28 protein-coding genes are annotated in these 25,729 nt (G+C 59.7%); 8 read left to right on the top strand and 20 right to left on the bottom strand.

All coding sequences use genetic code 11. The annotated features are described in order from the left end of the window. Positions 1-243: 243 nt before the first annotated feature. Both RPG13_RS14845 and RPG13_RS14840 read right to left on the bottom strand, forming a co-directional pair. The gene (locus RPG13_RS14845; RefSeq protein WP_337125392.1) at positions 244-852 is read right to left on the bottom strand and encodes a gamma carbonic anhydrase family protein; all 609 of its coding nucleotides are present in this window, start codon (positions 850-852) and stop codon (positions 244-246) included. Between the two features lie 159 nt (positions 853-1,011). Next, positions 1,012-2,310, bottom strand: a complete 1,299-nt coding sequence (locus RPG13_RS14840; protein ID WP_126103042.1) for an Nramp family divalent metal transporter — start codon at positions 2,308-2,310, stop codon at positions 1,012-1,014. A 327-nt stretch (positions 2,311-2,637) separates the two neighbouring features. Here RPG13_RS14840 and RPG13_RS14835 point away from each other — a divergent pair, with 327 nt between their 5' ends. After that, positions 2,638-2,952, top strand: a complete 315-nt coding sequence (locus RPG13_RS14835) for a hypothetical protein (protein ID WP_095486380.1) — start codon at positions 2,638-2,640, stop codon at positions 2,950-2,952. Between the two features lie 84 nt (positions 2,953-3,036). Here RPG13_RS14835 and RPG13_RS14830 read toward each other — a convergent pair whose 3' ends face one another. From RPG13_RS14830 to RPG13_RS14805, 6 genes are all read right to left on the bottom strand, one after another. After that, positions 3,037-3,627 carry a LysE family translocator gene (locus RPG13_RS14830; RefSeq protein ID WP_095486601.1) on the bottom strand — a complete coding sequence of 197 codons (591 nt, stop codon included), beginning with the start codon at positions 3,625-3,627 and terminating at the stop codon, positions 3,037-3,039. Positions 3,628-3,833: 206 nt separating this feature from the next. Beyond that, positions 3,834-4,361: a YciE/YciF ferroxidase family protein gene (locus RPG13_RS14825; protein ID WP_095486379.1), complete on the bottom strand. Its 528-nt coding sequence runs from the start codon at positions 4,359-4,361 to the stop codon at positions 3,834-3,836. 195 nt (positions 4,362-4,556) lie between these two features. Then, on the bottom strand, positions 4,557-4,775 hold the full coding sequence (locus RPG13_RS14820; RefSeq protein ID WP_095486378.1) for a hypothetical protein: 219 nt from the start codon (positions 4,773-4,775) through the stop codon (positions 4,557-4,559). Positions 4,776-5,090: 315 nt separating this feature from the next. Then, positions 5,091-5,312, bottom strand: coding sequence for a hypothetical protein (locus RPG13_RS14815; protein WP_095486377.1), 222 nt, complete (start codon positions 5,310-5,312; stop codon positions 5,091-5,093). A gap of 40 nt (positions 5,313-5,352) precedes the next feature. Next, positions 5,353-5,724: an STAS/SEC14 domain-containing protein gene (locus RPG13_RS14810; RefSeq protein WP_158302615.1), complete on the bottom strand. Its 372-nt coding sequence runs from the start codon at positions 5,722-5,724 to the stop codon at positions 5,353-5,355. Between the two features lie 99 nt (positions 5,725-5,823). After that, the gene (locus RPG13_RS14805) at positions 5,824-6,978 is read right to left on the bottom strand and encodes a DUF3182 family protein (protein WP_095486375.1); all 1,155 of its coding nucleotides are present in this window, start codon (positions 6,976-6,978) and stop codon (positions 5,824-5,826) included. A 265-nt stretch (positions 6,979-7,243) separates the two neighbouring features. Between RPG13_RS14805 and RPG13_RS14800 the strand changes: the two genes are divergently transcribed. Next, on the top strand, positions 7,244-8,272 hold the full coding sequence (locus RPG13_RS14800) for a ribonuclease Z (RefSeq protein ID WP_206072972.1): 1,029 nt from the start codon (positions 7,244-7,246) through the stop codon (positions 8,270-8,272). 28 nt (positions 8,273-8,300) lie between these two features. Here RPG13_RS14800 and RPG13_RS14795 read toward each other — a convergent pair whose 3' ends face one another. Together RPG13_RS14795 and RPG13_RS14790 are read right to left on the bottom strand one after the other, a co-directional pair. Then, positions 8,301-8,825, bottom strand: a complete 525-nt coding sequence (locus RPG13_RS14795) for a metallophosphoesterase (RefSeq protein ID WP_095486600.1) — start codon at positions 8,823-8,825, stop codon at positions 8,301-8,303. Between the two features lie 69 nt (positions 8,826-8,894). Beyond that, positions 8,895-9,338 carry a hypothetical protein gene (locus RPG13_RS14790; RefSeq protein WP_158302614.1) on the bottom strand — a complete coding sequence of 148 codons (444 nt, stop codon included), beginning with the start codon at positions 9,336-9,338 and terminating at the stop codon, positions 8,895-8,897. A 251-nt stretch (positions 9,339-9,589) separates the two neighbouring features. On the opposite strand from RPG13_RS14790, the gene RPG13_RS14785 reads away from it, so the two are divergent. Beyond that, the gene (locus RPG13_RS14785) at positions 9,590-9,844 is read left to right on the top strand and encodes a DUF982 domain-containing protein (protein WP_095486599.1); all 255 of its coding nucleotides are present in this window, start codon (positions 9,590-9,592) and stop codon (positions 9,842-9,844) included. 10 nt (positions 9,845-9,854) lie between these two features. Here the strand turns inward: RPG13_RS14785 and RPG13_RS14780 are convergent, their stop codons facing one another. Further along, a complete protein-coding gene (locus RPG13_RS14780) occupies positions 9,855-10,166 on the bottom strand; it encodes a hypothetical protein (protein WP_158302613.1) in 312 nt (103 codons plus the stop codon). Between the two features lie 267 nt (positions 10,167-10,433). On the opposite strand from RPG13_RS14780, the gene RPG13_RS14775 reads away from it, so the two are divergent. Then, entirely contained in the window at positions 10,434-10,757 is a 324-nt protein-coding gene (locus RPG13_RS14775) for a hypothetical protein (RefSeq protein WP_095486598.1), read from the top strand. Positions 10,758-10,821: 64 nt separating this feature from the next. On the opposite strand, the gene RPG13_RS14770 is transcribed toward RPG13_RS14775, so the two are convergent. The 8 genes from RPG13_RS14770 to RPG13_RS14735 all read right to left on the bottom strand — a co-directional run bounded on the left by RPG13_RS14770 (position 10,822) and on the right by RPG13_RS14735 (position 21,486). Next, positions 10,822-13,368 carry an NAD-dependent epimerase/dehydratase family protein gene (locus tag RPG13_RS14770; protein ID WP_337125391.1) on the bottom strand — a complete coding sequence of 849 codons (2,547 nt, stop codon included), beginning with the start codon at positions 13,366-13,368 and terminating at the stop codon, positions 10,822-10,824. Between the two features lie 128 nt (positions 13,369-13,496). Then, positions 13,497-14,159 (bottom strand): dienelactone hydrolase family protein, encoded by a 663-nt coding sequence (locus RPG13_RS14765; RefSeq protein ID WP_292646486.1) that lies wholly within the window; start codon positions 14,157-14,159, stop codon positions 13,497-13,499. Positions 14,160-14,408: 249 nt separating this feature from the next. Beyond that, positions 14,409-14,705, bottom strand: coding sequence for a hypothetical protein (locus RPG13_RS14760; protein WP_292646483.1), 297 nt, complete (start codon positions 14,703-14,705; stop codon positions 14,409-14,411). Positions 14,706-14,791: 86 nt separating this feature from the next. Further along, entirely contained in the window at positions 14,792-16,102 is a 1,311-nt protein-coding gene (locus tag RPG13_RS14755) for an HlyD family type I secretion periplasmic adaptor subunit (RefSeq protein ID WP_337125390.1), read from the bottom strand. After that, on the bottom strand, positions 16,102-17,847 hold the full coding sequence (locus RPG13_RS14750; RefSeq protein WP_337125389.1) for a type I secretion system permease/ATPase: 1,746 nt from the start codon (positions 17,845-17,847) through the stop codon (positions 16,102-16,104). Before RPG13_RS14750 ends, RPG13_RS14755 begins: the two co-directional genes overlap by 1 nt. A 105-nt stretch (positions 17,848-17,952) precedes the next feature. Continuing rightward, on the bottom strand, positions 17,953-19,344 hold the full coding sequence (locus RPG13_RS14745) for a family 16 glycosylhydrolase (protein WP_337125388.1): 1,392 nt from the start codon (positions 19,342-19,344) through the stop codon (positions 17,953-17,955). Between the two features lie 241 nt (positions 19,345-19,585). Continuing rightward, on the bottom strand, positions 19,586-20,932 hold the full coding sequence (locus tag RPG13_RS14740) for an SGNH/GDSL hydrolase family protein (RefSeq protein ID WP_292646474.1): 1,347 nt from the start codon (positions 20,930-20,932) through the stop codon (positions 19,586-19,588). 260 nt (positions 20,933-21,192) lie between these two features. Further along, positions 21,193-21,486, bottom strand: coding sequence for a hypothetical protein (locus tag RPG13_RS14735; protein ID WP_292501257.1), 294 nt, complete (start codon positions 21,484-21,486; stop codon positions 21,193-21,195). A gap of 328 nt (positions 21,487-21,814) precedes the next feature. Between RPG13_RS14735 and RPG13_RS14730 the strand changes: the two genes are divergently transcribed. The 3 genes from RPG13_RS14730 to RPG13_RS14720 all read left to right on the top strand — a co-directional run bounded on the left by RPG13_RS14730 (position 21,815) and on the right by RPG13_RS14720 (position 23,880). Beyond that, complete coding sequence (locus RPG13_RS14730) at positions 21,815-22,198, top strand: hypothetical protein (RefSeq protein WP_337125387.1); 384 nt, start codon at positions 21,815-21,817, stop codon at positions 22,196-22,198. Beyond that, entirely contained in the window at positions 22,113-22,829 is a 717-nt protein-coding gene (locus RPG13_RS14725; RefSeq protein ID WP_337125386.1) for an alpha/beta fold hydrolase, read from the top strand. Before RPG13_RS14730 ends, RPG13_RS14725 begins: the two co-directional genes overlap by 86 nt. Before the next feature lie 376 nt (positions 22,830-23,205). Further along, on the top strand, positions 23,206-23,880 hold the full coding sequence (locus RPG13_RS14720) for a protein-L-isoaspartate(D-aspartate) O-methyltransferase (protein WP_292501259.1): 675 nt from the start codon (positions 23,206-23,208) through the stop codon (positions 23,878-23,880). Between the two features lie 245 nt (positions 23,881-24,125). Here the strand turns inward: RPG13_RS14720 and RPG13_RS14715 are convergent, their stop codons facing one another. Next, entirely contained in the window at positions 24,126-24,653 is a 528-nt protein-coding gene (locus RPG13_RS14715) for a CDP-alcohol phosphatidyltransferase family protein (RefSeq protein ID WP_337125385.1), read from the bottom strand. Between the two features lie 453 nt (positions 24,654-25,106). Between RPG13_RS14715 and RPG13_RS14710 the strand changes: the two genes are divergently transcribed. Beyond that, a complete protein-coding gene (locus tag RPG13_RS14710) occupies positions 25,107-25,580 on the top strand; it encodes a phosphatidylglycerophosphatase A family protein (protein ID WP_337125384.1) in 474 nt (157 codons plus the stop codon). Positions 25,581-25,729: the final 149 nt, after the last annotated feature.

Genomic DNA, 25,729 nt, shown 5'->3' with positions numbered 1-25,729 from the left:
GCCTGCCGAGCCCGGAAAGCCGTGCAGGAGCAGCACCGCCGGCGTCGACGCGTCACCGGCCGTGATAAAGGACAACTCCGTGCCGCCGGAGAGGCGAAATCGTTGACGGGTCGCTGGGCGCATATTCAGACTCCTTTCCTCGATCGTCTGGATCGGCGCTGGCCGGGCTGTTGCCGTTGCTGGCAGGGCGGCGGAGCCGAGGTGAAGGAACGGCGGAAGCTCCGTCGTGATCCTTGCTCCTGGCTATAGCTCCCGGTCGTCGCGATGATCGGCGAGCCCGCTCGCCTCGCGCTGGGTGACCTTCTTCATGTCCATGTCGACGCCGATGCCGGACTGTCGCTGCAGCCCGTAGACCTCTTCGGCAAAGTTCATCTTGGCGAGGACGGCGTCGATCTTCTCGTGCTTGTCGGGCGGGAACATCTCAGCGGGATCGCCGACCGCCACCCATTTGATCGGGACGAGCGAGTTCGGCGGCAGGACGCTGCGCACGTGGACCACGCCGTCGATGCGAACCTCTGTGCGTCGCCCAATGACCGAGCCCTGATAGATTTTGACGCCCGTTGCCAGGAAGCACTCGTCCGCGACGATACAGCCCTTGAGTGAACAGAGCGGCCCGATCAGGACATTATCGCCGATCTCGACGGCGTTCCGGCTCGTGCTGCGGATGTTGAGGTTCTCGCGGACGACGCACTGGGCGCCGATCCGTACCGGCGCGCCATGCGCCTCGATCACCGCCCCGAACGAGACGTGCGTGTGTGGACCGATCGCCACGTCTCCGCAGATCACCGCTGTCGGAGCCACATAGGCGGTTGGATCGATGTTCGGCCGCTTGCTCTGGTGCTCGATAAGCATGGCGGGCTCCTGTGCGAAGGATGTCGACTGAAAAAAGCTAACGGGCGAGAGCAGCGCGAGTTCCGCTGCGCCCAGCCGATCTGCTTCAGCCGTTGGGTTTGCTGATTGCGAAACTTGGTCGAGCGCTTCTTCAACAGATCGCGCGATGCCGGCGTATCGCTAGATGAACCAGGTCGCCACTAGCCCGACTGACGCAGCAAAGGTCGCCAATGTCGTCACGCCGCCAAGGACGTTTGTGCCGGGGCTGTTCACCTTGTCGCCCATGATCTTGCGGTTGTTGGTCATGATGAGGATCAGCAGCAACAGAGGCGGAGTAGAAAAACCCTGCACAATACCGGACCAGACCAGGGCTTTCATCGGGTTGAAGCCGATGAAATTGAGCCCCACCGCCAACAGTGTGATCACTCCGGTCGCGATGTAGAATTTGGGAGCCTGGCGAGGTTTGTCGTTCATGCCGTGCTTCCAACCCATCGCCTGCGCAAGATCAAAGGCGGCGCCGGTCGTCATGACTGGAACGGCCAGAAAGCCGACGCCGATCACGCCGGCTGCGAAGACAATTCCTGCCGCATCACCGGCAAGCGGCCGCAGCGCTTCGGCTGCCTGGGCGGCTGTCTCAATCTGGGTCTGACCTGCCTCATAGAGGGTTGATCCCGTCGAAAGAATGATGAAATACATGATCAAATTGGAAAACGTCATACCGATCAAGATGTCGCGGCGAGACCGGCGAAGTTCGCCTTCCGTCGCTCCCTTCCGCTCTTTGAGAGTCGTCCTGCCCTCTGCAATCTCTTCCTCGACCTCCTGGTTGGACTGCCAGGTATAGAGATATGCCGAGAGCGTCGTGCCGATGATGGCAACGAGGATGGACAGGTACTCACGGCTGAACTCGATTTTTGGGATCAGAGTGCCGTACAGAACAGACAATGCGTCCGGTTTCGCGAGGACGGCGGAAACCACATAGGCAAGCAGCGTCAGCGCCAGCCACCGGAAGGCGTTTCGGATCAGTTTGTAGGAGCCGAAAACCTGCAGAGCGAAAATAATGGCGGCGACGCCAACCACGATCAACGGAACCGGCAGCGGGACGAACAGATTGAGAGCCGCAGACATCGCCCCGAGATCCGCGGCAGCCTCGATGGTGTTGCCGATCAGCACGCCCACCAACACCGACCACAAGAGCCATCGCGGGTAAAAGTCGGAAATGACCTGGAAGAGCCCGCGTCCGGAGACCTGGCCCAGCTTCGATGAGAGATACACGACAGTGTACATCATCGGCAGGGTAAGTGGCGCGGTCCAGAGCAGGTCGGGACCGAACCTGGCCCCGGCGCTGGCGTAGGTTCCGATGGCCGAGCAGTCGTCGTCGGCCGCGCCGGTGATCAGCCCGAGCCCAAGGGCCCGGCCGATGCCGCTACCCTCCCGTCGCGGCTTTTTTCGGCCGGGGTCCTTGCGAGCCAGTTCGCTCATTGGGCACGCACTGCCGCTGGCGTGACGTGGAGGCCAATGGAGACATCCATCGGATTAATCATCCTCTATGGCAACAAGCTGCAGCAGGCGATCATCGGACGGCTCTCGTGTTTGGAATCGAACAGTCAAGCAGGCGCTTTGTTCCGTTGGCAGGCATGCCGCATTAATGGTGGCGGGCAGAGCCGGATGCACAGGACGCCTCGCTGATTGTAGAAAGCGCCGATCGGGCGGCCTGCCAGCAGGTGGGATAGGAACCTTTTCTGAAACACGCCGTTTGCCAGCAGGCGGTTGCATTAGCGACCTTTAAACAACGGAAAGGGTCTTGCCATGAACTACAAGATGATCTGTTTAGGCGCGATGGCGCTTTCTTTGGTAAGCGGCGTTTCTCTTGCGGCAGGCGCCGACACAGGCACGTCTGCCTTGGATGACCCTGCAAAGATGGAGCCGTTCTACACGGACTCCAGCATGAAGACTCTGCGGTCGGACGACGCGTTCACGACGGCGTGGAAAGCGCTGACGGACGAGGACCGCATGGCAATGACAAAAGTCTGCGATGAGGAGATGGCAAACCCCAACGCCGCCAACACCCACCCTGAATTCTGCAGCAATGTCAAAAAGCTCGGCGGCGAGTCGAAGAACTGAACCATGGGAAGGCGGGCAATCGCCCGCCTTTTGGTTAGCGACTGTGAAGGCAAGAGGGATACGATAGCCGCGGGGTCGGCTAGTTTAACGGGTCGCTCCGCCACTCACGGCCATGCGAATGCCCAGGCCAATGATAAAACAGCCGGCGATGCGCTGCTGCCAGAGCCGTATCTTTGGCTGCTTCAGGATCCACTCGCCAACCGCACCGGACGCGAGCGCGTACGCGCCCAGCACCAATACACCTGTGATTTTCTGTGTCCCACCCAGCAACAGCAATTGCAGCGTCACCGATCCTCGAGCCGGGTCAACGAATTGCGGCAGGAACGCAACCATGAACATCATTGGCCAGGGATTTATGAGGTTGGCGATCATTCCTTCTCGTGCAGCCGCTAGCGGACCAAGATTTCTATGCTCTTCGATGGCAACTTCCGTGGCTGACGAGAGCAATAGGCTTATTCCGAGCCAACACAGGTAAGCGGCGCCGGACCATAGGAGCAGACTGAATGCGAGGGGCGACGCCCCAACCAATGAAGACACGCCTAACGCGAGGAGAGGCAATTGAACAAGCCCCGCTCCGACGGTCATGCCCAGCACCGTGAAAAACGCCGTACTTCGTCCGTGAGCAATTCCGCGTGCTGTCACAAGCATGCTGTCGGGGCCGGGCGGGGCCTGCATCGAGATTACGGTCCCCAGGAAAGCTATCCACAACACGGGATCCATGATCCTGCTCTCTCCGCCTGACAACTGCGCAGTGCCTTTCCTGCAACTGACGGTCAGTCAGGCCGGTTCAAGAATTCCGGATGGCAAGCCCGATACCCGCCTCTTCGGAGCGGAGCCCTGGCGATCCCTGCCGGGGCTCCGCAACCCGGTGGCACAAGCAATTATGCGGCCGCTTGAAGAGCGCGTTGGTTGACACCCCCCTCGCCTAGACCCGTCAGCGCTTCGTCCGTTGCGACCTCTTCCTTGAGCGTCGCTTTGAGAAGGGCGGCAACGTCGGCCTTTCCCATCTGTTCTGCCCAGGCGATCAGAGTGCCGTACCGGGCGATCTCGTAATGCTCGACGGCTTGCGCCGCTGCGACCAGTCCGGCGTCGAGCGCAGGAGCACCTTCATAGTCTTCGAGGATCTCGGAGCCCTCTTCAATGATGCCGTCGATCGCCGGGCAGGTCTTGCCGCGTGCTGCCTTGCCGAATTTCTCGAACACTTCCTCGAGGCGGTCGACGTGACCTTCCGTTTCCATGCGATGTTTTTCGAAGGCGGCAGTCACCTTTTCCGACTCAGCACCTTTCGCCATTTTCGGCAGGGCCCTTAGTATCTTCTTTTCGGCATAGTAAAGATCTTTGAGCCCGTCGAGGAACAGGTCCTCAAGACCCTTGGTTGTCGCTTTCGTGGATTTCTTCGCAGTGGCCATGGTCTTCTCCCGCTGGGGTTGGAGCTAGCCTTCCTAAACGTGAAGGCGTCCGATAACCCCACCGGCCAGCAACAAGTTCCACATCAATTCAGCATCGCCAGAAATTTTCCGGCGACTCGCGTCGCATGGTCAGGCGCTGCAAGCGTTACGCTGGTGAGCAGAGGCCGCCGAGGCGATGGTTGCCTCGCTTGCGGCTCAATCGATCCGCCTGATGCGGCCCTTGTCGAGACGGAATACCCCATCCTGCCCGCCCTGCCTCTCAAAATCGGTAAGCAGATCGTCCCAGGTTCCCAGGAACTCGCCACAGTCGTCGCAAAAGATCCGGTCGTCAGGACCGGCGTCGGCCGGAATCCTCAGCCTTATTGTCAGGCAATAAGGGCACTCCAACTGATGGTTGAGATACTGCTTGGTCATGGACGATGGCGAGAATGCACTGGAAATGTGGTCCCTGCAACCTCGCTCGTGCTGGCCCGACGAACTCGGCAAGCAACGTACAGCGATGGGGGCATTACGGCGATTGTTGCGATCCTCCGGGAATAACGAGCGCGCCTGCATTAGGAGCCGAATATTCAAAGCCTATGAAAAACGCAGCAAGAATTAGCGCGCAGATAAGTGCGATTGCTGCCAGTGCGGTTCTGGACAACGGCTTACGCGGTTCGCGATTTTGCAACACTGAATCGGTCCGCTCTCTGTTCGAAGACGACGGAGGGATCAAGACACCTGAACCCATTATATGCCGTCTTTAGCCGGAGGCCACCCGGACTGAGCCGTCGGGGGAATATTGTCGGACGTCAGTTCGCCCCGCTTGAGCCTTCTAATGGCTTCGTTGGCTTCAACTTCATCCAGCCCGGAAAGCGGCATGCCGTCAACTATGACGGCTTCCTCGCTCTCGCCGTCATAGACTTCCCACAGGCCTTCCGAATCCTGCCGCTTGTTGTAGGTGGTTGGCATGGCGACTCCCTAAGGCGGTCTGAAGATCAGCTAGATGCTGCTATTGGACACCTGCTACCCACTCCAGAGCCTGGGCCTTTTCGTCCTTCGGGAACACCCTCGCCTCGATCTGCGGGAAAAGCGCGCCCGTCATCTCCGTAGCTGCCTTGATCCACTGTTTTTCGGACACCACTGCGGCACGCTGGAAGCGGTGGAATTCGCCAAGTTTGCTCAAGCCGTACTGCAGATCGCGGCGCAAAGCGTCGCCCGTCATGTCCTCCAAATCCGTAAGGTCCGCCAGGACGCCGATCTCCTCATGTTCGCTCAGCTTCTCCTCGATGGCCGGGATGACTTTGTCGTAGTCCTGCGCGGTCACGGTACCGGCAACGCGAAATGCGGCGACGTTCTCAGGAGCAGAAATAACCTCGATCACTTTTTCCTCCTTTCGAATTGGCTTCACGGGTTATCCCGAACAACTCAAGCCGCCCATGGATGTTCCCTGATTTAAGCGTTTTGCGATCTAATTTGACACTCATGAGCCGGCGCAATTGGCCGGCTCCCGGATCGCTTGCGTGATGACAGTATAGCGCGTGATGGGGCCCTCATCGGGATCTTCTCCGTGAAAGTGAACGTCCGCGTTCACCGGTGGCCGGCTGTTGTTGCCGAACTCCTTAACTGCGGACGCACGGACGAGTTGGATGTCCGGGTCCTGCTTCATGATCTTTATTGCTGCAAGCTCGGCAGTACTGCCGCCGCCAATGCGCCAGCTGGCTTCGAGCACACCGGATCGCCAGATGCCCGACGAATCGACGCCCTGGCCGATATCGTAGTTGCGCCGCGAGGCGAAAAATCCAGGATAGTCAGCCATCGCCGTGTCATAGGCCCTCGCCTGCACCGTTGCCAAAGCCAGTGCGCGAGGAAGCTGAAGGTCTTCGAGCGCTTCCCATCCGCCGCGCACTACAATGAGATCGGATCCGCCATAAACGGATTGTCCCGCATTATCGGTGGTCGTCCTTTGAGTGCCGTAATAGGCGACAATGATCTCATCGATTTCCGTTCTGCCGACGCTCAGCGTGACGATGTCGCGGAGGTCCGCTTCGAGCACCAGACCGCACTCGTCCAAGTCGGAGGAGCGGTACCGCTCAAGCAGCCTCTCGACGTCAGCAACCGTCAGAACAATGTGTTGGTCTTGGCCTCGCGAGGAAAGCGGCGGCTTAAGCCGGGCAACCCCGAGCCTCAGCAGACGTTCGGCCGCCCGCAGCGCATCGTGCCGCGAAAACACCGTGTAGCCAGGCAATACTGCTGCGCTGACAGTTCTGCCGAAGCCGGTTGACCATGCTTTCGGTCGTTCGGCCAAGCCGTCCACCAGTTCATGGGTTATGGCCTTGGTCATTGCGAAACGCCAAGGCACCACGCCGCCGAAGAGGTCTTGCGGTCCGCCGATACCCAGCCGTGCCGCATCGGTGACAAGCAAGCTGTCGTCGGGCACGAAATACAAGCCGCCGCCATTGCCGATGCTGTTGCCTAGGCCCCGCCGGAAGGCAAATCCCTTGAGGGTCGCAATCGTGCGGGCAACGGCAGCCACGGCTTCCCGTTCGTGAGCGTAGAGGGGCTCGCAGCCCGGCGCTGAGAATGCGATCACCGTCCCCTTTGCCTCGCTCGGCTGAGTGCCTTTGTGCTCGGTCATGTCGCTCGTTCTTGGTGCTACCTCGTTGTGACCGCGGGTTGCCCGCGTTGCGGTCTGCTCCTCGCTCCGAACCGAGACAACGCAGAAGGTGGCAAAAACGTTCAGTCTGATTTGGCCGGCTCGCCGCCTTCTGCATCATTTCGAACGATATCCATGGGAACCGCTACCCAGAGCGCACGATTAGAGAGGATAGACCTCAGGTTCAGGTCGTGTCTGAAGGTGAGCGCCTAGTGGCGAAATTCGAAAACGGTATCGGGTGAATTCCGTGACGTTGCTGGTTCAGCCGCGCCTGGTCAACGATCCCTTCTCGGATGCGGGGCTTCTTCTGGATTTCCGATTCGGCAACCGGGCGATGCTCTTCGACATTGGTGATCTGTCGCCACTTTCGCCGCGCGAAATCCTGCGCGTCAGCCACGTATTCGTATCACACATGCACATGGATCACTTCGCCGGCTTCGATCGGCTCCTGCGGTTATTTCTATACAGGAATAGAACAGTGCATTTCTTCGGCCCGCCTGGGTTGACCGAGGCCGTGCAAGCCAAGCTCAACGCATACACGTGGAATCTCCTCGACGAACAGTCCCACGACTTCATGATAGCGGCCTGCGACTGGACGCCGGCCGGATTTCGTCATTCCCGCCTCTTTCGGGCGCGATCGGGCTTCGCACGGCAGGATACGGCCTCAACCCCAGCTGAGGGAAATATCCTGCTCGATGATCCCGATTTCCGTGTCGAAGCAGCAATGCTCGACCACGGCGTTCCGTGCCTTGCATTCGCGTTTCAGGAAAAGATCCAGGTCAATGTGCAAAAACCACAACTGGAAGCGTTGGGTTTGCCTGTCGGAGCTTGGTTGAACGAAGCCAAGCGTGCGGTCCGGCGCGGAGCTGATCCCGAAACGATACTCGCCCCGACCGCGGATCGGCATATCTCGGTCGGCGAACTCCTCGGTGCCGGAGCCCTGAGAACCGGTCCCGGACAGAGGATTGTCTATGCGACCGATCTCGCATTCAACGAGGCAAATCTCGCGCCTGTCGTTGCGCTTGCGCACGGCGCGAACCAACTGTTTATCGAAGCGGGCTTCCTGCAGGAAGATCGGCGGCTGGCCGCCGCGAAGCGGCACCTCACGGCGGCCGAAGCCGGCACTATCGCCCGGCTTGCGGGTGTTGAACATGCTGTGCCGATGCACTTTTCTCCTCGTTATCTCGGACACGAAGATGAACTGCATGCGGAGTTCGCAGCAAATCTAGCCGCCGGAAGCATTCCTCACTCGGGGACAATGAATACCAACATGTAAGCAACAGCCGGATGATCCGCGTTTTTGATCACTTGCGTTGAATATCGCGGCGGGCCGTTCGCCGACGCCTGCGGGCAAGGATGACGGAAAGGGTGACCGGTCGAAAATCCCAGCTGTCGACGCCGGCGTCGTACTGGCGTGTAACCGGGGTCAATTTGCCGTGGGAATGGCCATGCAGATCGATCGATTTCTTGCCGATCTGATTCCAGGTGCGAAAAGGATAGTGGCAAAGGATCAGCAACCTGCCGTCTATCGTCAGCTCCTTATAATGTTGTGTGCTGGCCCAACCTGCGGCGCCGATAGTCGCTGCGCCATCGTTGTTGCCTATGATCAAGTGCTTCCGGCCATGAAGAGACGACAGGAGCGATGAAACGAATTCGGCCGATCCCTTCGCGAAATCGCCGAGATGCCAGATCTCGTCGTCCGGGCTGACGGTTTCGTTCCAGAGCGAGATCAGCGTTCGATCGTGTTCTGCCAGCGAGCCGAACGGGCGACGATCGATACGCAATATGCGGGGATCGCTGAAATGTGTGTCGGCCGTGAAATAGATCATCGAGCAGCTCATGGCTTAAGCCTGTCTTCCCCAACGCGACGCGACGATGGGCAAGCTAAAGATCGTCGGTCACCCGCAGGCAATCTCGACAATTATCCGAGTGTCCTCATCGTAGCTGATGTTCATCCGGGCCCAGCCGAGATCGGAGGTGCGGGCGCATGTCGAGCAGTGGGTGCTCCAGACAGCTTCCTTCGGCGGATCCGGCATTTCAGTGAGCGGTCGACCCAGAAGATGCTGGTAACGGGACGCCTGACACTGATCTCCGTAATAGTATCGCTGCGGCTGGCCGGCGACTTGCGCGACCCAAATCGCGGGATTTCGCGGATGGTTGCGTATCGTGGAGCCTTCCGGTGCCCAATATGTGAACGGAGGCGCAGGGTCGGCCTCGATCACGACCCGCGGCTCCGCCAATTTCACCGGCGGGCTCGAGATACCCAGTTGTTGTTCATCGGATGAGGTACATGCCGACACGAACAGAGCCAAGCAGCCCCCAATTGCAGTCAATGATTTCATAACACTGCCTGGCCCCCTTGAAGCACAGCGTCGGGTCTGCTCCTAAGCTGGCAACTGATAGCCAAATCCAGCCGACAATATGGCTGGGAGATCACCTTCGCGGGGTGACCTTGTATTACGCCAAACTGCGCGGCGTGGTGAGGTCGCAAAGCCTCGCATGGACAGGGCAGCAGCAAGTCCGACAGCAATCAACATTTGAGGTGGCCAAGAAGATCAGACGCGGCTAACATATTGCCACTTTGGAGAGTGTCGTGCGTACGAGACGTTTCAGAAAGCCGATTGTTGTTCAACCTGGCCGGATCGATCGCGACAGGGTTGTTTTGTCGGTCTCCGACGCGGCTGAAGTGCTGCTGAGGGACTGGCCGGCGCCGGCCTCCAAGACGCGACTCGCTGCAATCGAAGCCTGCCTTGCCGTTATTCGCGGCGAAAAGCCGCCGAGGGTCGCGCGCCAGGCGTTCATCGTCGCGGCCAAGGATGCGAGAATCCTGCTCGGCGAACAAATCTAGATGGGCGCCGTCAGGCAGAGCCTCGTTGAGGCAGCTCGATCTCTTCCTCGACCTGCTGCTGCAGATCGTCACGCGCGCGCTTCACCTCGCCGCGAGGTGCCTCCGATTGTTTCTGTCTGTCCAGTTCGTGCTCCACCGTGTCGCGCGAACCTTCTGCCGGATCCTCTTGCGGAGGGTTTTTGTCCCGCTCGGCGGCTTGATCTTGTCGCTTGTCCTTTCTGCCCTGATGACCATCGGGACTGCGCTCATCGGCGTGCTCGGTATTGTCTGTGCTTGAGCCTATCCGATCTCCGCCAATTGTTTCGTCTGGCATGTTGGTCATACTCCGGCTCCCCGATTTTGGTTGCGCGAAACCTTGCGTAGTGCGTCTCGCCTTCTGCACGTGTTTCGTTGATGAGGCCAACGGCAGATTTGCAGCTTGGTTCCATCCAACCTGCTGCGGACTAACAGCCACCAGATATCGGCTGAACCAAGCGCTTCCAAGCCTGCGATTAATGTAGCGCCCGGCCGCGACAAAACCGTCCCTGAGGGAACTTTCAATTTCCGCGTGGGTTAAGGCCAAACAGCCAATTTCGAGGGAGAAATGATCATGGCTAACGCCCAGCAGGAACTGGCCGAATTCGTCATCAGCAAGGCCTTCAATCCGGTCATGCGAGCGAAACCGGGTGGAAAATCCGATGCCGATCGCAAAACCTTGGAGCACGTGCAGCAGGCGACCAAGGCCGAGATCGAGCGCTATCGCAATTACGACTCCGCTCAGCAGGTCGTCGTCAATTTCAAACGCGACCTGAGCTCCGACGCCGCCAAGAAGGTGCACTCTCAGCTGCGGCGCCTGCATCTGCCGACAATCGAGGACATCAAAGATGACTTCGAAGATAAGGCTCGCAAGCTCGGGGTCAAAGCCTCGTCGTGACGGACCTGGTCACTGCACCCGTGACGATATCGGCTCAGATCGCCAGGTGCTGAAGTCGAATTGCTCACACAATCGCTCGATCCCAACCGCCATAATGTTGGTCGCTGCGCGTGCCGCGCGGCAAGCTGAGCACGATCAGCGCCAGACCGATCACAACGTCCGCCGCGATCGCGATGGTTCCACCGCCGGCAAACACGAAGGGTGACACCGCGATCCATGCACCAAGCACTACATTGAGGAAGCGCAGCGGCCGGACAATTTCGGCCATGGCCGTGACTGCGACCATGACAATGAGACAGCCGACGACGTGATCGCTGAAATAGAGCGGCGGTTGCGTGCCAAAGATCAATGGCGTTGTCATCAGCAAGGCGCCGAGCAGCGTGCTCGCAACCAGCGTCCACGGGAAGTTCACGCCGCCGGTGACAAATTCCTTCAGCAACGCGGAAGCCGGACGGTCTAGGTCGGTGTCAGGCGTCTGGTTCTCCGACAGCGCAGGTCCGCCCCTCCAGAAGGTACGCCAGAACGGCTCGCCCGCCCTCGTGGCGCCCCAGAGATACTGGATGGTCGCCAGCACCTCATCGACCGAGTAGGGGATCAGCACCACCGTGACGGCGGCCTGGAGGATGCAGAGCGTGCACAGCGCACCAATCAGCGGTGGCTGGATGATGATGAAGGAGACGCTGACCACGCCGAGCGGAACGATCAGCAAGCCGAAGAGGAGCACCATCCACGGCATGGTGCGCCAGCGCCGGCGGTCGCCGATCGCGCCGGCGAGGATATCGAGGCAATAGGCAAAGGCGCCGAGCCCGGCATCGGCTATTGGGAAACCTTGCGAGACCCATGACGTCACCACCGCTTCGCTGCCGTTGCGCACCGGTGCGCCGCCGGGGCCGAAGAACGGATCCCATAGCCCATCTATGTGGCCCATCTGGTAGGCGGCGAGATAGCGCGAAACGAATAGGCCGACGAAGGCCAGCGCCACGATGGGGATCCGCTGCGTGAAGGTGGATGGCGAATAGGTCCAGCCCAGCGGGCGGTCGTCGTCGGCCGCCAGCGCGCGACGGCTGATACCTGGGGTCGGCGGGATCATCACCGCGAAGGCGACGATCAGCATGCCGACAAGCGTGTCGACGGCATAGGCGGCGGCGCTGGTCGTCCAGAACAGCAACGGCGCAAGCATCACCCAGAGACCGAGCAACGCGGTGATCCACTGCACCCAGCGCCAGCGTTGGAACATGCCCAGCAGCGCAAAGACCGTCACGAGCAGGCCGGAAACGATTTCGCTGACACCCAGACCGGCGTTGCGGAATTCGGGCTCCGCAACAGCATGTCCCAGAGCGGGAGGTATTGCGGCTGCGCCGGGATCGAACAGGCCAACCGTTATGGGCGACGTGACCAGCCACAATCCGAGAGCAGCGTTGGTCATCGGCGCCCAGAGCGTCCTGAACCGATGCCGTTTTGTCGCCGCTTCTACGTCTTGCTTGCTTCGTTCGAGCGGTCCCTTGAGCCGCCTTTTGGCCTGCTCGATCTCGGGACCCGAAGCCGCGACAACGGGCGGATTGAGCTTGTTGGCCGCGTACCAATCCGTTGGGTCCTGTTTCAGCCGGCGGATCATCTCCGGCAATGTAGCCAGCAAGCTATGTCTGGGCGCCCAGCCCAACAGAGCTTTGGCCCGCGAGATGTCGATCTCGTAATGATCGTCCGAGTTCTCGATCATCCATGGCTTGATGTCGGTGTCTTGATCGAGCACCTCCGTCTGCAACCAGGCACCCAGCTTCGTCAGCTCCTTCGGCAGCGCCAAGGTTCGCCAGTCCTCGCCGTGGATGAGCCGGCCGATGCGCTTCTGCATCTCCTCGTATGACGGTGTGTCTTCTTCGCCGATCAGAAGCACGGTCTCGGCCGGAAGTTCGGCGCGCCGATCGACGGTGCGTACCACCGCGTCGACGAGATCGTCCTTGTGCAGATAGGGCTGGCCGGCGGTGATATCGCCAGCGAACAAATAGGCGGTCGGCAAGCGCTCGAAGATGCGAGCGATCTGCTGGGCAATGAAGGCCGCCCGGCAGTCTTCGTCATAGACGCCGGCGAACCGCAGGATCACCGTTTTGATCTCGCCGCGCTGCCTCGAGATCAGCGCCTCGGTTTCGGCTTTCGATTGGGGGTAGGCCCAGGCCGGGTCGAGCGGCGAGTCTTCATCTATTTTCGTGCCCTTCCCCGGACTTGGCGCATGAACGAGAAGCGTGCTGGAAAACACGAACTGCTCGGTCTTGATCGCCGTCAGCGCATTCAGGAGCCGGCGCGTGCCCTGCACGGTGACGGCGTCATATTTCGGATCGTCCTTGCCGGTCGTGTCGTAATAGGCAGCAAGATGGATGACTGACGCGATACGACCGCCGCTGCGCTCTCGCGCCGCCTCCACAGCCCTGCTCACGCCCTCATCGGAGGTGAGATCGATCTCGATCGTCTCCATGCCGGCGGGAGGATGCTTCGGTTTTGCAACATCGAGACCGACGACGCGGTAGCGGTCAATCAAGCCTCGCGCGATCGCCTGCCCCAGAAAGCCGCTGCTGCCGGTGATGAGAACCGTCGGAAGGCTCGTGCTGTGATTTGCCATATGTCAGGCCCGTTCGCCTTGGAAGAGGGCCCCAATGGCACGATGCGTTCTGGCCTTCCTCGGCTTGCTCAGCACCTTGGAACTGGACTCGTTTTCTTTCTCTGCATCGAGTTTTGGCCTGCCCAGGATCATTGCCGCAGCCTTTCAGGCACGAGATGCTCGAGGAACCATCGTGTGGCATGCCTGACTACTTCGTCCATCGTGCCCGGCTCCTCGAAGAGGTGGCCGGCGCCATCGACGATGATCAACTGTTTCTCGCCTTTCAGCGCGGCAAGAGCACGCTCGTTTATCCCGATCACCGGCCCGTCCAGGCTACCGACCAGAAGCAATGTCGGGGCACGCACGGCCGGCAACGCTTCCATCGCCAGATCGGGCCGGCCGCCGCGCGAGACGATAGCGGCGATACCTGCGTCCGGGCGCGAGGCGGCCACCAGCGCGGCTGCCGCGCCAGTGCTTGCCCCGAAATAAAGTGGAACAAGCTTTCTGGTCCGTGCTTCCGCAGCCGCCCAATGCGTCGCCAGCGCGAGCCGCGATGCAAGCAGGTCAATGTCGAAGACGTTTCGCCTGTCGCGTTCCTCGATTGATGTCAAAAGATCGACGAGAAGGGTCGCCAGTCCGGCCTGCCGAAGTGGGGCGGCTACGTGATTGTTGCGCGGGCTGAGCCGTCCACTTCCGCTGCCATGAGCGAAGATGACGATGCCTTGCGCACCGTGCGGCACGCCCAGCAGCCCAACGAGCCCGTCGGGTTCGATCCTGACCTCCTCGACCTCTGTCATGGCGGTTGGGGGCATCGTTACACTCCAAAGGGGGATCGCCTCACAGACAAGGAAACTGCGCTTCGCGCCCACTCAGTGCGCTAAACACTGGCATGCCGGAAATGTTTCCGAGTCAGGCGAGAAAAATTGTTGCTATCCCTCGGCGCAACCCTCGCACGACCCGTCCAGCGATGCCCGCGAGCGTCGCCGGCCGCAACCCTATTGGCGCCCTGCATAGCGAGGCCAATTTGATGCGGCATCGCACTCGCCGGGCTTTCGCGATTTTCAGCTAGCCCCTCTTATGGGTGGCTTGTCCGTGTCGTTCCATTCCGCCTTGCGTGCCCGCGCTTCGTCGGCGATCAGCTTGAACTCTCGCATCATCGCGCTCTCAATGGCGAATGCACCGCTTGGCAAGGCGCCGGGATCTTCCTGATTATTCTGGAATTGAAAACGGGCCTCCAGTTCTGCCCATATTCGCTCGGAAGTGGCGTCGAGGCCGGCAAGCAGCGCGACGACTAGCGACAAAGTCTCCCGCTGGGCATTCAGCCGCCCCTCGATCTCTTCATTCGTCAACTCGGACATGTGGGATCGCTTCCAGTTTCAGGCGAAACGGCAAAATCGCGCCCTTGTTCCGGAATTTAGCTCGTCGGTTCGCCCAGAGACGCAGCCTACTCTTCCCTGAACGCCCGTTGGATTTGGTCCGCCAAAGGTTTCACGAGATAGGACAGCATGGTGCGGCTGCCGGTGGAAAAGAACACCTCGACGGGCATTCCAGGCGCCAAGGTCAGGCCGTTGAGCCTGGTAAGCTCGGTGCGCGGCAAAACAACATGCACGGTGTAAAAGCCGGCGCCTGTTTTCTCATCGAAATTCAGGTCGGCGGAAATCTTGCCCACGACACCGTTCAGCTCCGGTGTTGTTTGCTGATTGAATGCCGACAGCCGCAAGGTCGCGCTTTGCCCTGGCGTCAATTGATCGATATCTTGGGGTGCCACGTGCGCCTCGACAGTCAGGTCGTCGGTCACCGGGACTATCAGCATGATGAGTTCTCCCGGAGAAATCACACCACCGACCGTGTGCACGCCGAGTTGATGAACGACGCCGGTCTGCGGACTGCGAACATCGATACGCTTGAGCTGATCTTCAGCCGAGACCTTGCGCTCGACGAATTCAGAGATCCTTGCCTGGACGTCACGCAGTTCGGTCGCCACCTCGCTGCGCAAATCCTGGTCGATCTGAATGATCTGCAAACGGATCTCCGACGTACGACCCTTCGATTGCGCTATGGCCGCAGTCAGTTGCCCGTGCTCACCTTTAAGCCGCACGGCATCGCGTTCAAGCGCAGTTATGCGATCAATTGAAACCAGCTTGCGTTGCCAAAGTCCGCGCATGCCTTCGAGCTCAAACCCGATCAACTTGATTTCCTGGCTCTTGGCATCTCTTTGCTCGGTCAGGCCGGAAACTTCTTCGGCAAGCTGCGCAATGCGCTCTTCCAACTGAGCCTTCTGACCGGCGCGTGCCTGTCGGCGAAATTTGAACAGTGATTGTTCGCCGGCCATCGCCTGACCAACCTCAGGGGCATCCTGCCGTGACACAAGCGAAGCTGGAAAGGTGATGCTTCCTTTGCCGTCGCGTTCGGCCTCAAGGCGAGCCAGTCGCGCTTCGAATTCGTCCAAGCTCTTGGTAACGATTGCCAAATTGGCCCGAGTGATCGTCTCATCGAGGCGGATCAAAACCTTGCCCGATTGCACGGCATCGCCTTCCCGGACGAAGATTTGACCGACCACGCCACCAGTTGGATGCTGGACTTTCTTGACGCTGGAATCGACGACCAATTTTCCCGAAGCGATAACGGCTCCGGAGAGCGTGGTGACCGCAGCCAAACTCCCCGCCCCGCCGACCAGCAGGATGCAGGTTGCGACACCGCCAAGCAGATAGCGTCGAATAGTGCGATCCGCCGCGAATATCGTGCGTTGCGCCATCAGGATGCCGTCTCTTCAAGCCCGGAAACGACCTTCAAGGGAACGCCTGCTGGGCGAGTTATCTTGTTCAAGATCTCATTCTTCGGGCCAAAGGCCACGATGCGGGCGTTCGCCATCACAAGAACCTGATCCAGGCTTGCCAGCGCGCTCGGCCGGTGTGCGACCACGATGGCAACGCCGCCTCGAGCGCGGACACTTTGAATTGCTTCCGTCAACGCGGCCTCGCCTTCCGCATCGAGGTTGGAGTTAGGCTCGTCGAGAATAACAAGAAACGGGTCACCGTAGAGAGCCCGTGCAAGCGCAATCCGCTGTCTCTGGCCAGCCGAAAGTGCCGACCCGGCCTCGCCGATCCGCGTCTCGTAGCCTTCCGGAAGGTGGATGACGAGATCATGGACACCAGCCACGCGCGCAGCCGCCAGTATCTTGTCCGAGGGCGCTTGCGGTTCGAAGCGCGCGATATTCTCGGCAATGGTGCCGTCGAACAATTGCACATCCTGCGGCAGATAGCCGACATGGTTGCCCAGCGCTTCCGGCGACCACTGGTCGAGCGTTGCGCCATCCAACCTGACGGTTCCACGAACTGGGAGCCATATACCGGCAATAGCGCGCACGAGCGATGACTTGCCAGAAGCGCTCGGCCCGACAATGCCGAGGCCGACGCCCCTTTCCAATGCAAAGGTGGCTTCTTGCACGACCATACGGCGCTCTCCCGGCGGTGTGACACTGATATTTTCGACCGAAAGAGCAGATCTCGGTGCAGGCAGGGAGACACTTATCGCAGTTTCGGGAAGCAGGACCAAAAGCTGGGTCAACCGGGTCCATGCCTGGCGGGCGGTGACGAAACCCCTCCAGTGCGCGATAGCCAGTTCGATTGGTGCGAGCGCCCGGCTCATCATGATCGAACTGGCGATCATAATGCCGCCGGTCGCTTCCTGATGGATGACCAGATAAGCGCCTATCGCCAGGATACCCGATTGCAGCATCATGCGCAGGATCTTCGAGATCGTTCCGAGTGTCCCGGCAAGGTCACTCGCCGTTGCATTGGTGTCGAGATAGTCAGCATTGATCCCTGACCAGCGCTCGGCGATGCGTGATCCAAAGCCCATGGCCTGCAGAACCTCGACATTGCGACGTGTCGCTTCGGCAAGCGTATTGCGCGCTGCCGCTTGACTGTTTGCCTTTCTGGCGGGCTCTCTCGTGCGAATTTCGGCAAGCAATGTCAGGCTGAAGAGAATCACCACGCCGGCCAGCGCCGTCATGCCGATCCAGAAATGGAACAGGAAGCAAATTGCGAGGTAGAGCGGCATCCAGGGCAGGTCGAAAAGCGCGGTCGGACCGGCGCTCGACATAAACGATCGCACTTGGTCAAGATCGCGCAACGATTGGAGGCCGTCGCCTGCGAGCTTGGTGCGCAACGGCAAACGCATGAGAGCGGCATAGACCTGTCCGCTCAAGCGCGCATCCAGCGCCATTCCGATGCGCACCAGCAAACGCGACCGGATGAGTTCGAGAACGCCCTGAAAGACGAAAAGTGTGCCGGCAAACACGGCAAGCCCGACGAGCGTCGGCACGCTGCGGCCGGGTATGACGCGATCATAGACCTGCAGCATGAAAAACGAGCCGGTCAGCGCCAAGACATTGACGACGCCGCTCATCAAGGCAATTCCCGCCAACGCCCGCCGGAAGGAAGCCAGAACCGCTGCGAGGGTCGTTCGCGGCGGCTCGGATGGATGGGGATGCGACATCGCCTTCACATCAGTCCCAGTTCGGTCTCAGGCGGCAATGACCGCACCCGAAATCAGGCCTGATGACGAACGTGTCCGTGCCGAGCCCACCGTGAGGTGTTACGCCTAGATAATCCAATCGTTCAACGCATAGGCATGGATGTAGTCGATCTGCATTTCTGCAGGCGTCGCAAGCCCGTCGGCAGGCGTTCCCGCGATGCCGCCAACCGCCAGATCGACCAGCATATACATCGGCTCGTGCATGTCGGCAGGCGTTGCGGCACGAGCAACTTCGACATCGTCGAAATACCAGACGAGTTCGTCTTCTGTCCACAGCACCCCGTATGTGTGGAACCCTTCGGTATCCGAGGCATAGGCCGTCGAGGTCACTGTCGTCTGAGTCCCCGTCTCGTTCGAGTGGCTTGTCAGAATGAGCTTGTTTGGATCCTGACCGACCATCTCCACGACGTCCAGTTCCGGTGGCCAGGAGCCGTCCGCCGGGAGAAGCCAGAAGGCCGGCCATACACCCTGTTTTTCGGGCATGTCGGCTCGAATTTCGAAATAGCCGTAGGTCTGCGCGAAGGATTCGTAGGTCGTCAGCAAACCTGACGTGTATTGGTAGTTGTTTATCTCGGGCCGGATTGCCGCAGGAGCCTTGGCGGCGGTAATCGTAAGAATACCGTCGTCAACGCTGAACGGGTTGACGGAACGCGTCGGGGCGTAGTTGGTATCGATATACCATTGGAGCTCTTTGTTGCTCGTGAGCGAGCTGCCGTTTGCGGCTCCCCACCAGAAATTCGAGTCCCAGGTGCCGCTCGAGCCATTCCACAGGTCCAGCGTGTCGAACTCGTCCGAAAAGGTGAGTTCCAGAGCCGACCTGTCCACGGCCATCTTGAACTGACTTGCGGTAAACTCGCCGATGGGCTTGTTGGCGAAGACGAGAAACTCGTTGTCGGACAGATTGAGTCGGACGTTCGCTCCCGACTGGACCATGTTGGCGCGCACCTCCTCGAAGGAGGTGAAGCCGTAGCTCCCAACACGGACGGTATCCTGAGCGCCAAAGTCCAGGATCAGATCACTGCCGTTGCCGGGGGTCACGATGAAAATGTCCGCCCCGGATCCGCCCTTGAGCACGTCATTGCCCTGTAAGCCGTCGAGCGTCTGTTGGCCGGAGCCGCCGGTAATGATGTTGTTCAGCTCGTTTCCGAAAGCATAGCGTTTGTCGCCCGTGACCGTCAGGTTCTCGAAATTCGCTGGGAGCTTATAGCTCATCCAGGTCGAGATGGTGTCGACACCCTCGCCGGGCCGCTCGACCGCCTTGTTTTTCGAGGAATACAGATAATAGATGTCATCGCCCTTGCCGCCATACATCGTGACGGTGACACTGCCGTCCCCATATATCGAGTCGTTGGACGTGCTGCCATAAAGTGTTGGGCCGGAATTCGTCGCCGAATACCACTTTACGGAGGAACCGCTATAGGGAAGTGGAACGCCCTTGGCGTTCAGTACCGTGGCCATCCCGGTCTTTTCTCCTTTATCTCACCTCGATGGCAGCCCTAACATCTATCGAGGGCAAAAGGAGCCAGTACATTTTGGCTTTCGACTTAGGATAGTTACCAAAAGCTTAACACGTCTGGTGACCTGTGTGGGAAATCCGGATCCCAGTCCCAAGTACCAGGTTGCAATGCTCGGCCTCGACATCCGGAGGAACCGACCTTGCCGCGCAATACCTGAGGAGCGCGGCAAGGTCAGCAGCGACCTATTTAGCTGAACCCAATAGGACGTCGAGATCGACCGCGTCTGCCATCGCCTTGTATCCCGCGTCGTTGGGATGAAGGTTGTCGCCGCAGTCGTAGTCGTCGCGCAGATACCCCGGTTTGGCCGGGTCTTCCATCACCTTTTCGAAGTCGATCACGCCATCGAAGCCGCCACCGGTGCGTATCCATTCGTTCACTGCGACGCGTATCTTTTCCTTCTCGGGTGTGTAGTAACCCTCGGTGGGAAGTCCTTTGAAGGTGTCGGCGAAGGGGGTCAACGTCGCGCCTACAATGCGTATGCCATGGGCGTGCGCGCGGTCGATGAGCTGTTTGTATCCGGTGATGATGTCTTCGGCGGTCGGTTCCTTGTCGTCCGGCGTGATTGCATTTTCGCCGGGCCATCCGATATCGTTGATGCCCATCATTACGAGGACGGTCGAGACTTTTGGATGGCTCAGGATATCAGAATCGAAACGCGCCAGCGCATTGACACCCATACCGTCGGTCAACACGCGATTGCCCGAAAAAGCTTCGTTGATCACCGCGACCTTGTGGGCGGTTTCCTGCAATCGCTTGGCGATATGGTCTGGCCAGCGGTTATTGGCGTCGGGGGTCGAGCAATTCCCATCCGTGATGGAATCCCCGAAAAACACGATCGCGTGGGATTCCGGCGCGGCGTCAACCCATATATCGCTCAGAAAAATGCGTGATTTGAGTGTGCTGTCAGCCTTGAACGCCGCCTCGTTTGTGAAGTTCCCCGGGCCGGAAATGTAGGCGGTTTGCACACCATCCCAATGCACCGATGAGAGCGCCGTCTTCTTCGGCAGGAAGATGCTGACCGAGATTTCGGAAAGCGCTTCTGCCGGGAGGTCGACGGGGTCGCTGAGGATCGGGGCTCCCGGCGGAACGACCACAGAACTCTTGCCGCCCCAGGTCAGGGGCTTCAGGGTCGCCTGATCGACGTCGCCGTTCTTGCCTGCTATCCCGACGCTGCCGGCCCCGATAGTCAGCGGCCTAGCGCCGAAAGCATTCGATAGGACCACCCGGACGGTATTGCCGCCAACGCTGATGCGGGCAACTTGGCGGACGGTCTGATTCTCCAATACCTCCGGCACTCCAAAAGGCGCAGGAAGATCATCCAACCAGCGCGGAGCAGGTGTGGCAGCCCAAGTGGTGATCCAGGCTCCCGTTTCGGCGCTTTGTGCCCCGAAACCAACCGTCGCGGAACCGGCCGCCAAAGCTGCAAATATGATAGTCTGACGCAGACGCCGTTTCCTCCCTGCTGCGGGAGAAAGCACCGATGAAACCTTACCTGCAAAATTGAAACACCTATTGAGCCGCATTTTCATCTCCTCCTCGAGACATTGCTGGTAATGCCGCCGCCGGCCTAATTATGACGGGCTTCAGAGGAAATGAAATTGAACTTCCGTTGCGATCTGGACCAGCGCCAGGAGCAAGATGTCCGACCGTGGCAGAGGGATGCCGCCCGCCTGTTTCCTGCGAGCGGCGGACTGAGCAGGCCGTCCGATCGTGACCGCGGTACTATATCAAAGTCATCGCTGCGGTTCGAGTGAAGGCCCCCAGAACCAGACTTGGCGTGCGGAAGGCGTCAGCTTTGCCCCAAAAGTGCACGCGCTAACTCTTGCCATTCCTCATCAAGCGTCAAGGTCGACGGCGCGGCGCCGCAGCGACGATACCAATATTCCGCATTCGATTGATCGCCTTCCTTGCGATGGAGGTAGGCATGCACGCGCATACCCGCGGTATCGCCGCGCACCTGCGCGTGCTCGTGCGCCTTAACCCAATCGCCCTTTGCATCCCACCACAGCGCCTGCAGGGCAGGGTTCAAGCCGGCGGGCGGCTGTAATTGCACAATCGAATCTCTGAAGGCTTGCAGATCCATCTCTCTACCGACGTAATGTATATGGGCGGCGCCGATGATAGTGTAGCCTCGAATTCTCCAACAGCGAAGTCGCGCCGTGCACGGCAAAGAGCCTGCCATTGTCCAATCTCGGGCGGTACAAAAGCGCCGCCGATTACGGTTCGCTCGCTCGCGGTAACTGATGGCCGGTGAGCTAGGACCCGAGCCCATCGGATCACACCGCGAGGCTCACATTCGGCTCCCACGATCAACTGATCGTTATCTCTGTGCCGACATGGTGATGAGGCCTGTCACAAGCCGCTCGTATTGATGGCCATAGTTCTCGCCGAGAATTACAGAGAGGACTTCCATGCGCATTCCAGCCAGCGCCGCCATCTTCTTCACCATAACGACATCGACTCTCGCCCAAGATCCCGGCGCGACCGCCTCCAGTGCCGTCTATGGGCCTCGGCTGGAGGGCTTCAGCTATGCCCATCCGGTCAAGGTCCACCGCTTCACTTCGCAGCGCCAGCCCATCGAAATGGCTTATCTCGATGTTCCGGCGCGCGGGAAGGCGAACGGCAAGACCGTCGTGCTATTGCACGGCAAGAATTTCTGCGCCGGAACCTGGGAAGTGACCATCGACGTGCTGACGACAGCGGGTTACCGTGTCATTGCGCCGGATCAGGTCGGCTTCTGCAAGTCGACTAAGCCGCAGAAATATCAAATTCTCGTTTCAGCAACTGACCAATAACACCGCTGAGCTCATCGAATCCCTCAATGTATCCGACGTCATCCTTGTCGGCCATTCTATGGGCGGCATGCTGGCAGCACGCTACGCTCTGCAGTTTCCTCAAACCGTGGAGCGCCTGGTGCTGGTGAATCCGATCGGTCTCGAGGACTGGCAGGCGAAAGGTGTTCCCTATGCCACCCTCGACGTGGCATACGCCAGCGAACTGAAAACCAGCTTCGCCAGCATCAAGGCCTACCAGCAGCGCGTCTATTACAATGGCGACTGGAAGCCGGAATACGACCGTTGGGTGAGCATGCTGGCTGGCATGTACGCCGGCGAGGACAAGGAGATAGTGGCGTGGAACCAGGCCCAAACCTCGGACATGATCTTCACCCAACCTGTGATCCATGAGTTTGGCAATATCTCCGTACCGACAACGCTGATCATCGGAGGCAAGGATCGCACAGCCCCGGGCAGCAATCGCGCCAGCGCGGAGGTCGCGAAGACGCTCGGCCAATATCCAAAACTCGGACGCGCCGCAGCCGCGGCCATTCCAAACGCGACGCTCGTTGAGTTCCCAGAGCTTGGACATTCACCACAGATAGAGGCACCCGACGAGTTCCACTCAGCACTCGTGGAGGCGATAAAGTAGCGGCCTGCCCGGACTTTGGCTCGACCTTTGGGAACGCCCGTTGTGGCATTCCGCTGCCCGAAGCCATGCAGCAGTCGCTGCATCGCTCGGTGAAACCGGCGTCCACTACTAAAACGACAACGCCCCGATCGCGATCGCCGGCTGCCCACGCATGCGGCAATTCAGCCGTTCGTCGTTCGATCACCGCGAGCTAGGACATACCGTTATGGTAACATAGCCGGATCTCCAGGGCTGCCGCCGGTATATACCAGACGCAACGCTAAATTGCCTCCGGTCGCGGTGGCCACCCGCAACTGGAAACCATGACGGGCATTGCTGTGACGAACAGGATATAAGCCTATTTGGCAGCAAGCTGGTTGAGGAAAGCCCCACCGTCATGAAGCCAATGAACGAACAACATCTCGCAGTTTTACGCCGACACATGGTTGAGATGATTGCGATCCATACCGACCTTGCAAGCGACGAACTCGGCAAGGCGGCGCTCGATGAGCGGGTGATGGCAGCGATGCAGCGGGTGCCGCGCCATCTCTTCGTGCCAAGCTCAGTCGCTCCTTATGCCTATCAGGACATGCCACTGCCGATCGGCTTCGACAAAACCGTCTCGCAGCCGTTCATCGTCGCTCTCATGACCGATCTCCTTGCTCTTCAACCGCGCGAGGCTGTGCTCGAGATCGGCACTGGCCTGGGCTACCAAACCGCAATTCTCGCGGAACTCGCCGGGCACGTTTGGAGCGTCGAAATCATCGAGGAATTCGCGAGCCATGCCGAGGCTCTCCTGCAGGGCTTCGGTCTATCCAATGTCAGCATTCGTGTCGGAGACGGGTCTCGCGGCTGGCCCGAGCACGCCCCGTTCGACAAGATCCTAGTCACCGTGGCGGCTGGGCGGGCGCCGTCGGCTTTGCTTGAGCAACTCAAGCCGGGGGGCCGCCTGGTTATGCCTGTGGGGCCCGAACAAGGGCAGTTGCTGACGGTCATCGACAAGGATTCGGTAGGGCAACTGAAGACCCGCAAACTCATCCCGGTTCGGTTCAGCCGGCTCGAAACGGTCTAACGAGGGTGCGGACATCGGCCCACAGGGTCAGCAACTTCGCTATGCCAGAGGACGCAGGTCGCGCGTGGATCGTTTTTAACCCGACTGCGCCGTGCCAGCGCCTCACGTTTTCCACCGGCCAGACCGTTGTCATGACCGCCTTTTCTGGGCCAGGGCGCGCTTTGGAAACGTGGGAGCAGATCGACCAGACGGGTCTCCCAGGTGAGGCTGCCGTCATCGATGCTTGCGTTATGGATTTCACCGTCTCATGGCTGCTTCGCGTCCGCTCGTTTGAGCATCGCAAATGCGCGATTGGTCCGTTGCAGCGCTGTGGCGTTTGCCAGCAGTGCGTAAAGCGCGAACCCGCCCGTGAGAATCCAGGGCGAAGTGGCGCCCGTGGCGATCGCGATTCCGTCGGCGACCAATAGCACGCAAATGAACACCAGGCGCTCCATCCGTTCGAAGAAGTCCGGCCACGCCTGATTTTCTATGGGGATTTCGATCGCCGTCCGCGCCTTGGCGTAGCTGGTGAGGATTCCGCCGGCGAACGCGATCATTGCGATCGCCCACAGATCGGCGACGCAGCCTATTGCCGCAAACACGGAAAGTTCCTGATACCGGTCGGCCATCGCGTCGAAATAACCACCGGCCTTGGTGCTCATATGTCTCCGACGGGCAACCGCGCCGTCCAGCGCGTCGAAGGTAAACGCCAACGCGAGGCAAAGGCCAAAGGCAAGGGTTGACTGGTGGTACACATAAGCGGCGCACGACAGGGCGACGAGCACAGCCCGCATGATGTAACCTGGTTCGGGGTCATGCCGATCCCGATCAGCGGGGAAGCGGCGTGCTCCCATAGCGGGTCGATACGACGTTTCATGAGGCCGGCGATCATGATGACTTGGCTCCTCTGATGATGTCGCTTTGCGAAGTTTAACCGGCAAATTGTGGGTTCGTTCCAGCCCGTCGGCGCAGATCGAGGTGGTCAGCGCGGTCGAGACCGGATCAGGCTCTTCCCCGGCTCAAGTCTTGGCGAATGCGCCCATGGATTGAGGCAGTCAGAGAACTGTCAAGCCGACGGCGAAACACAAAAGCTCCGGTCGCTGCGATAACATCCGATGTTGTTTCGAAGTTTCTGCAATGCCCCTTGTGTCCGCCGTCGCAAATCGACCGGCGGTCTAGCGGCAGTAATCGGAAAGATGTGAATATAATGCCTATTTACAATTCACGGGGAAGCCGCCCGAAACTCGATGCGTAAATTTCTGCCTAAGTTCGCTTACCTGCTCGCGACCTCGGCCGGCGCAGGATTATCCCCGTTATGGCCGGGCACGGGCGGCGCGGCTGTTGGAGTGGTTCTTGCCGCGATCCTGATACCTGCATCGCCTTGGCTGGTCGTGGTTGCCTACATGGCCGTATTCACCGTGGGAGTATGGGCGTCGTCGCATGTCGTCTCCCGTACCGGAACGGAGGATCCGCAGATCGTCGTCATTGACGAGACCTTCGGTACCGCCGCAACACTTTCCATGCTGCCGCTCGACCCGGTCTGGTGGGCAGCAGGTTTCCTTGCATTCCGGTTTTTCGATGTCGTCAAACCCTGGCCCATCCGCGTCATGCATGACAAGGTAAGGGGTGGTCTCGGCATCATGCTGGACGACGCGGCTGCGGCTGTGTTCGCCGGGGCGTCGCTGCTCTTGCTGAACGATTTGATTCAACGTTTGTCATAAGGGCGACATTCAGTCTTCACCTGCCACAGTCGAGCTCAAGGCGGCGATTGGGATAAAGCGAGAACGATTGGCAGGCGATCCCTCAGCCTCGCACAGCCGCCGCCAGTCCGCTGCCCACGCGGCCTCAGGCATCTCTCCACTAAAAATCT

The sequence above is a fragment of the Mesorhizobium sp. ISC15 genome, from assembly GCF_037162615.1.
GTDB classification, from domain to species: Bacteria; Pseudomonadota; Alphaproteobacteria; order Rhizobiales; family Rhizobiaceae; genus Mesorhizobium; species Mesorhizobium mediterraneum.
This window is presented reverse-complemented; position numbering and strand designations above follow the sequence as displayed.